This is a genomic window from Pseudonocardia sp. P-1 (assembly GCF_058111925.1).
Genome location: NZ_CM176614.1, coordinates 547670 through 561078 on the forward strand (window position 1 = coordinate 547670; position 13409 = coordinate 561078).

12 protein-coding genes are annotated in these 13409 nt (G+C 75.6%); 7 read left to right on the forward strand and 5 right to left on the reverse strand.

Annotated elements, in window-relative coordinates; genetic code table 11:
- The first annotated feature begins 93 nt into the window (after nucleotides 1–93).
- From AC0GKK_RS02580 to AC0GKK_RS02590, 3 genes are read left to right on the forward strand one after another with little or no spacing between them, the layout of a single operon-like run.
- On the forward strand, nucleotides 94–1677 hold the full coding sequence (locus tag AC0GKK_RS02580; protein ID WP_405417250.1) for a flavin-containing monooxygenase: 1584 nt from the start codon (nucleotides 94–96) through the stop codon (nucleotides 1675–1677).
- The gene (locus AC0GKK_RS02585; RefSeq protein ID WP_224402586.1) at nucleotides 1677–2537 is read left to right on the forward strand and encodes an SDR family NAD(P)-dependent oxidoreductase; all 861 of its coding nucleotides are present in this window, start codon (nucleotides 1677–1679) and stop codon (nucleotides 2535–2537) included. Before AC0GKK_RS02580 ends, AC0GKK_RS02585 begins: the two co-directional genes overlap by 1 nt.
- A complete protein-coding gene (locus AC0GKK_RS02590) occupies nucleotides 2534–3421 on the forward strand; it encodes an alpha/beta fold hydrolase (RefSeq protein WP_208825609.1) in 888 nt (295 codons plus the stop codon). The genes AC0GKK_RS02585 and AC0GKK_RS02590 overlap by 4 nt, the downstream gene beginning before the upstream one ends.
- On the opposite strand, the gene AC0GKK_RS02595 is transcribed toward AC0GKK_RS02590, so the two are convergent.
- Nucleotides 3358–3777 carry an SRPBCC family protein gene (locus AC0GKK_RS02595; protein ID WP_224402587.1) on the reverse strand — a complete coding sequence of 140 codons (420 nt, stop codon included), beginning with the start codon at nucleotides 3775–3777 and terminating at the stop codon, nucleotides 3358–3360. The genes AC0GKK_RS02590 and AC0GKK_RS02595 overlap by 64 nt on opposite strands.
- 69 nt (nucleotides 3778–3846) lie before the next feature.
- On the opposite strand from AC0GKK_RS02595, the gene AC0GKK_RS02600 reads away from it, so the two are divergent.
- Both AC0GKK_RS02600 and mtnA read left to right on the forward strand, forming a co-directional pair.
- Nucleotides 3847–5199: a PQQ-dependent sugar dehydrogenase gene (locus AC0GKK_RS02600; protein WP_489883066.1), complete on the forward strand. Its 1353-nt coding sequence runs from the start codon at nucleotides 3847–3849 to the stop codon at nucleotides 5197–5199.
- A gap of 104 nt (nucleotides 5200–5303) precedes the next feature.
- Nucleotides 5304–6359, forward strand: coding sequence for an S-methyl-5-thioribose-1-phosphate isomerase (gene mtnA / locus AC0GKK_RS02605; RefSeq protein WP_489883067.1), 1056 nt, complete (start codon nucleotides 5304–5306; stop codon nucleotides 6357–6359).
- Here the strand turns inward: mtnA and AC0GKK_RS02610 are convergent.
- Nucleotides 6277–6900 carry a class II aldolase/adducin family protein gene (locus AC0GKK_RS02610; RefSeq protein ID WP_489883971.1) on the reverse strand — a complete coding sequence of 208 codons (624 nt, stop codon included), beginning with the start codon at nucleotides 6898–6900 and terminating at the stop codon, nucleotides 6277–6279. The genes mtnA and AC0GKK_RS02610 overlap by 83 nt on opposite strands.
- A gap of 244 nt (nucleotides 6901–7144) precedes the next feature.
- Here AC0GKK_RS02610 and AC0GKK_RS02615 point away from each other — a divergent pair, with 244 nt between their 5' ends.
- The gene (locus AC0GKK_RS02615; RefSeq protein ID WP_251782773.1) at nucleotides 7145–7447 is read left to right on the forward strand and encodes a hypothetical protein; all 303 of its coding nucleotides are present in this window, start codon (nucleotides 7145–7147) and stop codon (nucleotides 7445–7447) included.
- 7 nt (nucleotides 7448–7454) lie between these two features.
- Here the strand turns inward: AC0GKK_RS02615 and AC0GKK_RS02620 are convergent, their stop codons facing one another.
- The 3 genes from AC0GKK_RS02620 to AC0GKK_RS02630 all read right to left on the reverse strand — a co-directional run bounded on the left by AC0GKK_RS02620 (nucleotide 7455) and on the right by AC0GKK_RS02630 (nucleotide 12502).
- Nucleotides 7455–8303, reverse strand: a complete 849-nt coding sequence (locus AC0GKK_RS02620; protein WP_489883068.1) for a CBS domain-containing protein — start codon at nucleotides 8301–8303, stop codon at nucleotides 7455–7457.
- Nucleotides 8304–8343: 40 nt separating this feature from the next.
- Nucleotides 8344–11754, reverse strand: coding sequence for a proline dehydrogenase family protein (locus AC0GKK_RS02625; RefSeq protein ID WP_489883069.1), 3411 nt, complete (start codon nucleotides 11752–11754; stop codon nucleotides 8344–8346).
- A gap of 70 nt (nucleotides 11755–11824) precedes the next feature.
- Complete coding sequence (locus AC0GKK_RS02630) at nucleotides 11825–12502, reverse strand: maleylpyruvate isomerase family mycothiol-dependent enzyme (protein WP_489883070.1); 678 nt, start codon at nucleotides 12500–12502, stop codon at nucleotides 11825–11827.
- 182 nt (nucleotides 12503–12684) lie between these two features.
- On the opposite strand from AC0GKK_RS02630, the gene AC0GKK_RS02635 reads away from it, so the two are divergent.
- The gene (locus AC0GKK_RS02635; protein WP_476654684.1) at nucleotides 12685–13392 is read left to right on the forward strand and encodes a DUF4190 domain-containing protein; all 708 of its coding nucleotides are present in this window, start codon (nucleotides 12685–12687) and stop codon (nucleotides 13390–13392) included.
- The last annotated feature ends 17 nt before the right edge of the window (nucleotides 13393–13409 follow it).

A 13409-nucleotide genomic window follows, 5' to 3' on the forward strand; every position in this document is an offset into this window, starting at 1 on the left:
GCGCCGAGTCAAGTTACTCCGGGTAGGTTTGGGGCAGACTGGATCTCGGTCGAAGAGGTAGTCAGCGCGGACGCGCCCGATGAGGAGGACCACATGACGCAGGCCGGCACGACGCCCGCTCCGGACAGCACCGCCGTCGAGCACCGCGACGTGATCATCGTCGGAGCCGGGCTCTCCGGCATCGGCGCCGCGGCCCGGCTGCACCAGGAGCTGCCCGGCAAGGACTACGCGATCCTCGAGGGCCGCGAGAACATCGGCGGCACCTGGGACCTGTTCCGCTACCCGGGCATCCGCTCGGACTCGGACATGTTCACCCTGGCCTACCCGTTCCGGCCGTGGCGCGAGCCGAAGTCGATCGCCGACGGCGCCGACATCCGCCGCTACATCACCGAGACCGCCCGCGAGTACGGCGTGACCGAGCGGATCCGCTTCGGCACGAAGGTCGTCGGTGCGTCCTGGGACTCGGCCACCGCGCGCTGGACGGTGGACACCACCACCGCGCAGGGCCCGAAGCGCTACACCTGCTCGTTCCTGTTCATGTGCTCGGGCTACTACGACTACGACAAGGGCTTCCAGCCGGAGTTCCCGGGCCGGGAGGACTTCGCCGGCACCTGGGTGCACCCGCAGTTCTGGCCGGAGGACCTCGACTACACCGGCAAGAAGGTCGTCGTCATCGGGTCCGGCGCCACCGCCGTCACGCTGATCCCCTCGCTGGCCGCGAAGGCCGGGCACGTCACGATGCTGCAGCGCTCGCCGTCGTACCTGACGGTGCTGCCCAGCAAGGACCCGGTCGCCGACCAGCTGCGCCGCTTCCTGCCCGCCACGGTCGCGCACGCGATCCTGCGCCTGCAGTACGTGACGCTGACCCAGGCGTTCTACCAGCTCGCGCGGCGCCGCCCGGAGCGTGTCAAGAAGGTGCTGCGCGGCCTCGCGCTGAAGTTCCTCAAGGACGAGTCCTACGTGGACAAGCACTTCACCCCGAGCTACGACCCGTGGGACCAGCGCCTGTGCGTCATCCCGGAGGGCGACTTCTACAAGTCGATCAACCGGGGTGAGGCCTCGGTCGTCACCGACCACATCGAGCGGATCACCGAGAAGGGCATCCGGCTCCGGTCGGGCGAGGAGCTGGAGGCCGACGTGATCGTCTCGGCGACCGGCCTGTCGCTGAGCCCGCTGGGCGGCATCACGATCCACGTCGACGGCGAGCAGGTCGACATCGGCAAGACCGTCACCTACCGCGGCCTGATGCTGTCGGGCCTGCCGAACCTGGCGTTCTGCATCGGCTACATCAACGCGTCCTGGACGCTGCGCGCCGACCTCGTCGCCCGCTACGTGCCCAAGCTGCTCGCGCTGATGGACCGCGAGCGGATCGCCGTCGCCACGCCGGCGCCGACCGCGTCCCCGGACCGGCCGCTGCTCGACATCGAGTCGAACTACGTGAAGCGCTCGGAGCACCTGTTCCCGCGCCAGGGCCGCAAGGACCCGTGGCGGCTGCACCAGAACTTCTTCCTCGACGCCGTCGGGCTCGGCCGCGCCGACCTCAAGCGGGACATGATCCTCACCCCCGCCTCGGCGCTGGGGGCCCGCGACGCCCGCGTCCCCACCCCGACCGCGTCCGGCATCGCCGCGGACAGGGCCGCCACCCCGGCGACCGCACAGCAGGAGGTGGCCTCCTGATGGCCCGCTCACCGTTCCGCTTCGCCGAGGGCACCGCCGTCGTCACCGGTGCCGCCGGTGGCATGGGCGAGCACGTGGCCCGGCTGCTCGCCGAGCGCGGCAGCGACCTCGTGCTCGTCGACCGCGACGGCGACCGGCTCGGCACCGTCGCGTCGGCGATCCGCGCGAAGCACCCCGGCCTGTCGGTGACCACCGAGACCGTCGACCTGGCCGACCGTGACGCCGTCGACGCGCTGTCGAGCCGGATCCTCGCCGGTCACCCGGAGATCAGGCTGCTGGTCAACAACGCCGGCGTCGCGCTCGGCGGGGACTTCGCCCGGCTGACCCTCGACGAGTTCGACTGGGTCATGGACGTCAACTTCCGCGCGCCGGTGCGGCTGACCCACGCCCTGCTGCCCGCGCTGACCGCACGGCCCGGCGCGCACGTGGTCAACGTGTCCAGCCTGTTCGGGCTGATCGCCCCGCCCGGGCAGTCGGCGTACTCGTCGTCGAAGTTCGCGATCCGCGGCTTCTCCGAGGCGCTGCGCGCCGAGCTCGCCCAGGTCGGCACCACCGTCACCACGGTGCACCCGGGCGGCATCAGGACCGGGATCGCCGCCGGCGCCCGGGTCGGGGTCAACATTCCGGCCGAGGAGGCCGAGCGCGGCAAGAAGGACTTCGAGAAGCTGCTGACCTTCCCCGCGGAGAAGGCCGCCGAGCTGATCGTCGACGCGATCGCGAAGCGCCGCCCGCGGCTGCTCATCGGGATCAGCGCGAAGGTCCCGGACCTGCTGGCCCGGCTCGCCCCGGCGAACAGCATCCGGATCTTCGCGAAGCTGGTGGGCGCCTCCGGGAACGCGAAGGCGGCGCGCACGCGATGACCCTCCCGCAGACCCGCTTCGTCGACGTCGGCGGCACCCGGATCCGGGTCCGCGAGACCGGCGACCCCGCCGGTGAGCCGGTCCTGCTGCTGCACGGGATCGGCCGCAGCCTGGAGGACTGGGATCCGCAGCACGAGTTCCTGTCCCGGTACCGGGTGGTCGCGCTCGACCTTGCCGGGTTCGGCCACTCCGACCGGGTGCCCGGCCCGGCGACGCTGGAGAAGCTCGCCGACACCGCGCTCGCCACCCTCGACGCGCTCGGCGAGACCCGCCCGGCGCACGTCATGGGCAACTCGCTCGGCGGCGCCGTCGCGCTGCTGATCTCCACCCGGCACCCCGAGCGGGTCGTCTCCCTGGTGCTGGCCGACCCCGCCGGGTTCGGTGCCGAGGTGACCCCGGCGCTGCGGGTCATCGGGGTGCCGCTGCTGGGCCGGTTCCTGCTGGGCCACCTGGACGCCAGGGCGGCGCGACGCTCGGAGCGGTCCCTGTTCGTCGACGGCTCCCTGGTCACCGACGAGCGGGTCGCCCGCGCCGTGGAGATCGCGCGGCGGCCGGAGTTCGCCCGGACCTTCGCCGAGGTCGCGGCCGAGCTGGGCACCGTCCGCGGGGTCCGGCCGGGCTGGCGGCGCGCGCTGCTCGACGCGTTCGCCCGCGCCCCGAAGCCGACCCTGGTCGTGTGGGGTGAGCGGGACCTGATCCTGCCCGCGGCCCAGCTGCGCGCGGCGGGCCGGCTCCCGCAGGTCACGACGCACGTGTTCGGCCGGGTGGGACACATGCCCCAGATCGAGGTGCCCGGCGCGTTCGCGACGCTGGCGTGCGATCACCTCGCCCGGGCGGGGCGGCGGACCAGCATCTCCAGCGACAGCCGCGCCGGCACCAGGTAGGGCAGGACCACGGCGGGCGGGCCGTGCACGGTCAGCCAGGTCCGGGTACCGGCCCCGGACGGCCGCACGCCGTGGTCCAGGCTCAGCCGCACCCGGTTCAGCGGGGAGGCACTGCCGCCGAGGGCGACGTCCCAGGCCCAGGTGCGGGCGCGCTCGTCGACCTCGGTGACCGCGAAGGACACCGTGACGCCGAGCGGGCCGCGGACCTGCCCGGTCACCCCGGGGCGTATCCGGTCCGCCGCGGTGTCGACACCGAGGATGTAGGGCGCCCACTCCGGCCAGCGGGCGGGCACGGCGTAGCGCTCCCAGACCTCGTCGGCGGGCTGCGGTCCGCGGGCGTGCAGTGTCAGGCGCATCGACGACGATCCTGACGGCTGCGCGCCCCCGCCGCGCGACGGGCCGGTTGCGGCCGTAGCGTCGGGTTCATGCGGATCGCCCCCTGGCTGGCCGCCCTGGTCACGCTCCCCCTGCTCGCCGCCTGCGGCACCGGCCCCAACCCGGTGACCAACGCGCTGTCCGGCGCCGAGGCCCCGGTCGCCGCGGCGGGCGCGGACCTGGTGCCGGTCACCGTGTCGGTGCCGCCCGGGGCCGCGACCGCCCCGTTCGACGAGCCCCGCGAGGCGCTCGTCCCGGCCGGGTGGACGGTGTCGGTCCTCGCCCGCGTCCCGAACGCCCGGCTGGCCGTCTGGACCCCGGACGGCGAGCTGCTCGTCTCGGTGCCCGACGACGGCCGGGTGCTGGCGCTGTCGCGCACCGGTGAGCAGCGGCCGTTGCTCGACGGGCTCACCCAGCCGCACGGGCTCGCGTTCTCCCCGGACGGCGGCACCCTCTACGTCGCCGAGTCGAACCAGGTGTCGGCGTACGCCTGGGCGCGCGGCGCGGCGACCGGGCGGCGGGTCGTCGTCCCCGGCCTGCCCGATGCCAACTCCCCCGACCTGCGTGGCGCCTACGGCCACGAGCTGAAGTCGGTCACCGTCGGTCCGGACGGCGCGGTCTACGTCTCGGTCGGGTCGACCGGCAACATCTCGGTCGCCGACCGGGACGCCACTCCCCCGCGCGCGTCGATCCTGCGGATGCCGCCCACCGGCGGGCCCGCCGCGCCGTTCGCGACCGGGGTCCGCAACGGCACCGGGCTGGCCACCGCGCCCGACGGGTCGGTCTGGACCGCGGTCAACGGCCGCGACAACGTGCCCTACCCCTACGACCGGCCCTACGGCGACGCCGGCGCCTCGTCGTTCGGGAAGGTCGTCGACGGCTACGTCACCGACCATCCGGCCGAGCCGCTGGCCCGCCTCACCCCGGGCCGCGAGCTGGGCTGGCCGTTCTGCAACCCGGACCCGGACACCGACCCGGGCGTCGCCGGCTCCGCGCAGGACTTCACCGACGTCGGTCTGGTCGCCGACGCCGAGCTGAACCCCGGCGGGCGCGCGATGGACTGTGCGGCGCTGGCCCCCGTGGAGCAGTCCTTCCCGGCGCACTCGGCACCGCTGGGGCTCTCGTTCACCGACGGGGTGCTGCCCGCGCCGTACGCGGCCGGGGCCCTGGCCGGGGTGCACGGCTCCTGGAACGCCGACCCGCCGAGGGCCCCCGAGGTGTCGTTCTGCCCCTGGCGGGACGGGCGCCTCGGCGCGCAACAGACGCTGGTCGGCGGGTTCCAGGACCCGTCCGGAGCGCGCTGGGGCAGGCCGGTCGCGGCCGTCGCCGGGCCGGACGGCGCGGTCTACGTGACCGACGACGACGCCGGTGCGGTCTACCGGGTGGCCCCGCCCGGACGGTGAGCACCCGCCCGTGACCGGGACCGCAGTCGGCCCGGCCGCCCGCGGCGCCGGGGTAGGTTCACCCCGGTCACCCGAGGGCGGACGACCGGGGAGGGTACGGGCCGATGCGGATCGTGGACTGGGCCGGCGACGACGAGGCCGGCCCGGCGGTGGTCCTGCTCGACCAGCGCGCACTGCCCGGCGCGACCGAGCACCTGTACCTGCGCACCGTCGACGAGCTGATCGAGGCGATCCGGTCGCTGGCCGTGCGCGGTGCCCCGAGCCTGGGCATCACCGGCGCCTTCGGGGTCGCGCTGGCCGCGCACCTGCACGGCACGGCGACGCCGGTCGCCGTCGCCGCGGTGCGGGCCGCGGCCGAGCGGATCGCCGTCGCCCGGCCCACCGCCGTCCCGCTGGGGCTGGGGGTGGCCCGGGCCCTGGAGGCGCTCGACGACGGCCCGGCCGCGGTGCTCGCGCAGGCCCGCGCCGTCGCCGCGGAGGCCGCGCGGGTCAACGCCGCGGCGACCGCCCGGGCCGCGGACCTGGCGCAGGAGCTGTGCGCGGACCGCCCGCTGCGGGCGCTGACGGTGTGCAACACCGGCCCCCTGGCCACCGGCGACGGCGGCACCGCGCTGGGGGCGGTCCTGCGGCTGCACGAGCGCGGCGCACTGGCCGAGGTGCTGGCGTGCGAGACGCGCCCGCTGCTGCAGGGCGCGCGGCTGACCGTCTGGGAGCTCGCCGCGGCCGGGGCGCCGCACCGGCTGTGCGTCGACTCGGCCGGTCCCGCGGCGATCGCGTCCGGGCTGGTCGACGCGGTGTTCGTCGGTGCCGACCGGATCGCGGCCAACGGCGACGTCGCGAACAAGATCGGGACCTACATGCTGGCCTGCGCCGCGGCCCGGTCCGGGATCCCGTTCGTGGTGGTCGCGCCGGAGGAGACGATCGACCCGCACACCCCGACCGGGGCCGACATCGTCGTCGAGCAGCGGGGGGCCGAGGAGGTCCGTGAGCACGGCGGCACCCTGCTCACCCTGCCCGGGACCCCGGTCTACAACCCGGCGTTCGACGTGACGCCGTTCGACCTGGTGACCGCGATCGTCACCGAGGAGCGGGCGTGGGGATCGGGCTCGTCGCCCGCACCTTCGACCGCTGGGCCGCGAACCGCCCTCGCACCGCGCTGATCTCGGCGTCGGGCAGCAGCCGCGGCTCGCCGACGGCGCGGGCGCGCAGCCAGACGTCGCAGAGCCACTCCAGCTGGCGGGCGCCGTCGTAGGCGGCGCCGAGGGTGTCGCCGAGCACGAGCGTGCCGTGGTGGCCCAGGACGACGGCGGTGGACTCCCCCAGCGCCGCGAGCGCGTTCACGACCAGCTCACGGCTGCCGAACGGCGCGTACTCCGACACCCGCACGCCGTCGCCGAACATCGCGAGCTGGTAGTGCACGGCCGGGACGTGGTCGGACAGCGTCGACAGCGCGACCGCCGCCGGGGAGTGCGTGTGGACCACCGCGCCGGTGCCGGGCCGGGCCTGCGCGGCCACGTGCAGCGCGAGCTCGCTGGTCGGCTCCCGGGTGCCGTCGACGAGCGTGCCCTCCGCATCGACGAGCACGACGTCCGCGGCGGTCATCGTCTCGTAGTCCACACCGGACGGGGTGACCGCGATCAGGTCCCCGGTGCGCAGCGACAGGTTCCCCGAGGTGCCGACGACGAGTCCGTCGCGGACCATCCGGCGGGACCAGGTGCAGAGCAGATCGCGGGCGGGGGTGTGGTCGTGGGGCACCCGGGCAGGATCCCACGCCCACCCGACCGGGGGTCACACCTCCGGGTCGACCCGTGCCCGTCGGGGCGCGCCGGGTGCCGCCGGGGCCGCAGGATCGTGCCACCGCGGACGCCGGGCTCGGCCGGGACGCCACGCGGAGGGCGGTAGGACCCCGACCGCGCCGGCCCCCGGCGCAGGAAGCGAGCACATCGTGAGGACCGCCCTGCGTGCCGCCACCACCGCGGCGGGCGCCGTCGCCGCCGCACTCGCCCTGGCCGCCGTCACCGCCGGGACGGCGTCGGCGCAGCCCGCGCCGCCCGCCGAGCCGCCGCTGAGCCCCGCCGACCAGGCCGCCCAGTTCGCCTGCCTGCAGAAGTACCTGGACTTCGGGGCGCTGCCGGGGCAGTCGCTGGAGGACCCGGTGGCGTTCTCGCTGCTGGTCGCGAAGGCCGCCCAGGAGTGCGACGCGGTCCGGGCACCGGCCGCTCCCGCCGCCCCGGTCCCGGGGGCCTGACCGCGGGTCAGAGCAGGTCGCTGCGGCTGAGCACCCCGACCAGCACGTCCTCGGCGTCGACGACCGGGACGACCCGGAACCCGCGCCGGGACAGCAGGTCCTCGGCGTCGGTGAGCGGGTCGCCCGGGTGCACGACCTCGACGTCGCGGGTCATCACCTCCGAGACGGTGCGGGCCCGCAGCCGCCGGCCGCCGTCCAGGGAGCCGTGCATGAGGTCGGCCTCGGAGACGATGCCCAGCAGGTGGTCGCGGTCGTCGACGACCGGGACCGCGGTGAACCGGTAGGACAGCAGGACCTCGGCGGTCTCGTCGAGGGCCAGCTCCGGCGGGATCGCGACCAGCCCGCCGTCGGTCATCACGTCCGCGACCCGCAGCGACGACGTCGGCCGGCCGCCGATCCGGCCCGCACCGCGCGGCGCCATCGCCTCCGGCAGCGGCGCCACCGGCACGACACCGCCGATCCGGCGGGCGGTGCGGCGCAGCCGCCCACCGGAGTGCCGGTGCCGCAGCAGGTCGCTGCGGGTGATCACACCGACCAGGATGCCCTTGTCGACGACGGGCACCAGCCGCAGCTCGCCGTAGACCCGCATGCGGTGCGCGACGATCGAGACGTTCGTCGTCGGGAGCACCGACACGACCTGCTCGGTCATCGCGTCGCCGACGACGGCGTGCGGGTCGTCGCGGTGGCGCAGCACGTCGACCAGCGAGATCACCCCGACCAGGGAGAACCGCCGGTCGACCACGGGCAGGGCGGAGAACCGGGACTCCGCCATCCGCTCCTGCGCCCGGGCCAGCGGTGCGTCCGCCCAGATCATGACGACGCGTTCGGTCATGACATCGCGGGCACGCACCACCATGGACGCACCGTAACCACGGCGACGGTGCGTCCGCCATCGCTCACCGTTCGAGGTGGCCGAACCGGTGCCGGGTGCGGCTGACCGCCTGCTCCCGCAGCACGGACGGCATCTCCCGGCGTCCGTCCAGCACCACCGGGGTGTCCACGACGGAGGCGCCCACCTGGGCGGCGGCCGCCCGCAGACCGTCGGGCACGGTGCCCAGGGCCCGGATCCGCTCGCCCGCGACGGGGACGAGCCCGTCGCCGCCGTGCACCCCGCCGGGGACCTCGCCCGGCGGGATCCCCGGCCCGTGCAGCCGGACCGGCACCCCCGCGGTGGCCGCGGCGAGCAGCACCCGCAGGACGTCGGCGCGGGCGGCACCGACGCCGCACCACAGCGTCGCCGACGGGGCGGGCCGGTAGCGGAACACGTTGGACTCCGCGGCCAGCCCGGTCGGGTCGTGCTCGACCCCGAACTCGGTGTCCCACGCGCGGGCGTCGGAGGCGGCGGCGCGGGCGAGGCGGTCGCGGGCGGCCGGGTCGAGGTCGGCCGCCGCGGCCAGGACGCGGTCCGCGGCCGGGCCGGACGTCGGTCCCGGCCCGGGGAGGTCGCCGTCGTGCCAGGTACCGAACTGGGCGACGTAGTTGGGTCCACCGGGCTTGGCACCCGGGCCGAGCACCGAGCCCTTCCAGCCGCCGAAGGACTGGCGCTGCACGATCGCGCCGGTGATGTGCCGGTTGACGTAGGCGTTGCCGACCTCGACGCGGTCGAGCCAGTGCGCGATCTCGTCGGAGTCCAGGGAGTGGATGCCGCCGGTGAGGCCGAAGCCGGTGTCGTTCTGCCAGGCGATCGCCTCGTCGAGGTCGCGGGCTGCCATCAGGCCGAGCACCGGGCCGAAGCACTCGGTGCGGTGGAACCAGCTGCCCGGCGACACCCAGGCCCGCACGCCCGGTGTCCACACCGTCTCCGAGACCCGGCGCGGGCGCACCAGCCACCGCTCCCCCGGCTCCAGCGTGGTGAGCGCCCGGTGCAGCTTCGCCGAGGGCGCCTCGATGAGCGGGCCCATGGTCGTCGCGAGGTCGGTTCCCGGGCCGACGTGCAGGGTGGTGACGGCGTCGACGAGCTGGCGGCGCAGCCGCCTCCCGGTGGCCGAGCCGGTCGCGGCCGGGCCGACGAGGATGGCCAGCGACGCCGCGGAGCACTTCTGCCCGGCGTGCCCGAACGCCGAGCGCACGAGGTCGGCGACGGCGAGGTCCGGGTCGGCGGCGGGGGTGATGACCAGTGCGTTCTTGCCGCTGGTCTCGGCGACGAGGTTCAGGTCGGGCCGCCAGGACCGGAACAGCGCGGCGGTCTCCGACGAGCCGGTGAGCACGACGCGGTCGATCCCGGGGTGGGTGACGAGCCGGCGTCCGGCGTCGGCCTCGTCGGTGGGCAGCAGCTGCAGTGCCTCGCGCGGGATCCCGCCGCGGTGCAGCGCGGCCACGCCGGCCTCGGCGCACTCGCGGACCTGCGGGGCGGGCTTGAGCAGCACCGGGGCGCCCGCGGCGAGCGCGGCGAGGCAGCCGCCGAGCGGGATCGCGACCGGGAAGTTCCAGGGCGGGGTCACGCCCACGACCCGGTCCGGGGTGAACGGGGCGCCGTCGAGCTCGGCGGCGCGCTCGGCGTAGTAGGCGGCGAAGTCGACGGCCTCGGAGATCTCGGGGTCGGCCTCGGCGACGGTCTTGCCCGCCTCGTGCAGCATCACCGACAGCAGCGTGCCGCGGGCGGCGGCCAGCGCGCGGGCGGCGCGGTGCAGCGTCGCGGCCCGCTCCGCGGCGGGGACGTCGCGCCAGCCGCAGGTGCGGGCGCGCTCGACCGCGGCGTCGACCGCGGCCGGGTCGGTGACGACGGGGACCTCGGTCCGGGCGACGGCGGTCGTCGCGGCGCGACGGGCCCACTCCCGGTTCGCGGGCAGTGACGGGTCGGTGTCGGGCTCGGCGCGGAACCCGGCCGGCACCGGGTCCCCGGGCAGCGGGCCGTCGGTCCCGACGGGTGCGGACACGGTGCGGTCCTGGGTGCGGCGCGGGGTGTCGGCGACGGCGTCGCGGTCGCGCACCGAGGCGAGGAACCGCTCCTGGTAGGTCGCCGGACCGCCCGATCCGGGGGCGAACAGCGTGTACAGGTAGCCCTCCGGCGAGGCGTTCTCCTCCAGTCGCCGGACCAGGTACGACACGGCGGTGTCGAAGTCGCCGCGGTGCACGACGGGGGTGTAGAGCACCAGCTGCGAGCCCGGCCCGGACTCCGGCAGGTCGCCCGCGACGGCGTCGGCGAACGCGGGGGCCATGCCCTGCAGCATCTCCAGGTCCAGCTGGGCCCGGGCACCGCGGGCGTCGGCCAGCTCCAGGGCGAGCGCGACGTGGTGCAGGTGGTGCGACGCGACGCCCAGGCGCATCCCGTCGGCGTGCGGGCCGCCGATGCCGCGGTCGAGGAGCCGGACGTAGTTGGCGTCGACCTCGGCCTTGGTGGCGTAGGGCGCCTGCGGCCAGTCGTGCAGCTCGGCGTCGACCCGTTCCATCGCCAGGTTCGCGCCCTTGACCAGGCGCACCTTGATCGGCGCCCCGCCCGCGGCGGCACGGCGGGCGGCGAACTCCCCGAGCTCGTCGAGCGCGGCGACGGAGTCGGGCAGGTAGGCCTGCAGGACGATCCCGGCGGGCAGGTCGTGGAACTCCGGGCGCGCCAGCAGCGTGGTGAACAGCGCGACGGTGAGGTGGAGGTCCTTGTACTCCTCCATGTCGAGGTTCACGAACACGCCGTGCTCGCGGGCGGCCCGGTAGAGCGGCAGCAGCCGGTCCACGAGCAGGTCGCGGCTGCCCTCGAGGTCCCACGGCACGAGCTGGGCGACGACCGAGGACGCCTTCACCGACACGTGGTCGACGCCCGGCCGGCGCAGCAGCGCGATCGTGCGGGCGAGGCGCCGGTCCGCCTCGTCGTGGCCGAGGACCGCCTCGCCGAGCAGGTTGAGGTTCAGCCGGTGCCCGTCGCGCCGGGCCGCGGCGAGGCGGCGGTCCAGGCCGCGCCCGCCCGCGTCGACGATCAGGTGCCCGACCAGGCTGCGCAGCCGCGACCGCGCCGCGGGCACGACGACGTGCGGCAGCGCCGTCGCCAGCCGGCCGCCGGCCCGCAGCAGCAACCGGTCGGTGCCGGTGACGAACGCGGGCAGTGCGGCGCCCGCCCCGGCGAGCCGGGCCAGCTCACGGGCCGCGACCCGGTCGTCGGCGGGGCGGGCGACGCGGTCGACGAAGCGCAGCGTGAAGTCGACCCCGGCGGGGTCGTGCATCAGCGCGGCCAGCCGCTGCGTCGGGTCCGCTCCGCGGCCGGAACCCGACGACGGTGCGGTACCGGTGCGCTCGGTCCAGCGGCGGACGCGCTCGACGGCGCGCCCGGTCAGCGCGTCGTCGAGGGCGGGGACGGGGTGGGTGGGGTGCACGCTCACCCGCCCAGTCTGGACCCACTGTCAGGACCGTGTCACGTCGACGGTGCTGACAATCCGGTGACGACCGTGGTCAGGACTCCGTGAGATCGGTGCCGGGCAGCGGCCCGAGCAGGGCGAACGCGTCCAGATAGGGCTCGACGTCGCCGCGCTCGGTCCAGGCCCGCAGCTGCGCCGCCGACCGGCGGGTGACCAGGGCACGGGCCAGCTCGAAGTCCGGGGCCCGCACGACGACCGCAGCCCCCGCCTCGTCGCCCGCGGACACCCAGCGGCGGCCGTCACCGACCAGGGCGATCGACGCCCGGTCCCCGACCGCGCCGGCGAACCGGCCCAGGAACGTGTCCATGACCGCGTAGAGGCCGGGGGTGTGCTGCCCGCCGGGCTCGCGCAGGGCACCGCGCAGGTCCTGCTCGTGGATGATCACGTCGCCGAGCGGGCGGGTGTTGTGGGCCGCCATCCAGTCGCGCAGCGGGCCGGTCAGCGACTCCCACTCCGCGACGAGTGCCGCCACGTCGTGGTCACGCCGCGCCCGCACCTGCCGGTCCGTCCACTCCTCGTTGTGGTCGTCGGGCTCGTCGCCACGCACCACGTCCGCGCCCAGGCCGACCATGTGCGAGAACAGGTCGCGCACCGTCCAGTCCGGGCAGGACGGGACCGTCAGCTCCGCGCGCTCGGGCGACAGGTCCCGCACCAGGTCGATGACCCGGCGTTGCGCCCGGGTCCACTCCTCGATCTCGTCGATACCGCTCACGGGCACCGATCCCACCACGACCGGGGCCCCTGTGCCGTCCCATGGGTGTTTTGCCTGGACCGAGCCCGGGCACCTGGGGATCATCGAACCGGACACGACGGCGACGACGGTCACGGCGACTCCGCCGGACGGCACCGCCGGCACCGGGGACCACCCGGTGCGTCGGTGAGGAGAGGACGAGCGTGAGCAGCCCACCCCCGTACCCGGGTCGCCCCGGGGACCCGCAGGACCCGCACAACCTGGACCAGCCGACGCAGCAGAACCAGCCCTACGGCGGGCAGCAGTACGGCGAACAGCCCGGTCAGCCGTACGGGCAGCAGCCGTACGGGCAACAGCCGCGGGACGGGGAGCAGCCGCAGTACGGGGGGCAGCCCACCGGACAGCAGTACGGGCAGCAGCCCTACGGTCAGCAGCAATACGGACAGCAGCAGTACGGCGCGCAGGGTCACGACCCGGCCGCCTACCCGTACCGTCCGCCCGCCGGGCCGCCGGGGTGGCCGCAGGGCGGGGCGCCCACGACCCCGCCGCGCAACGGCATCGGGATCGCCGCGCTGGTGCTCGGCATCCTCGCCGTGCTGCTCGGGTTCTTCCTGGTCGGCGCCCTGTTCGGTGTCGTCGCGGTCGCGCTCGGCATCGTCGGGATCAGCCGGGCGTCCAAGGGCGCCGCCACCAACCGCGGGGTCGCGATCACCGGGCTCGTGCTCGGCCTGGTCGGCATCGTCATCGCGATCGCCGTCGTCGCCTTCGGTCTCAGCGTGTTCAACCAGGTCGGCGGGGACGAGTACGTCAGCTGCGTGCAGCAGGCGGGCACCGACCAGTCCGCGATCGCGCAGTGCCAGCAGGACTTCGAGGACCGCCTCCAGGGGCAGCTGGACCAGGACGGCAACTGAGCCCCCGCCCGCGGGCC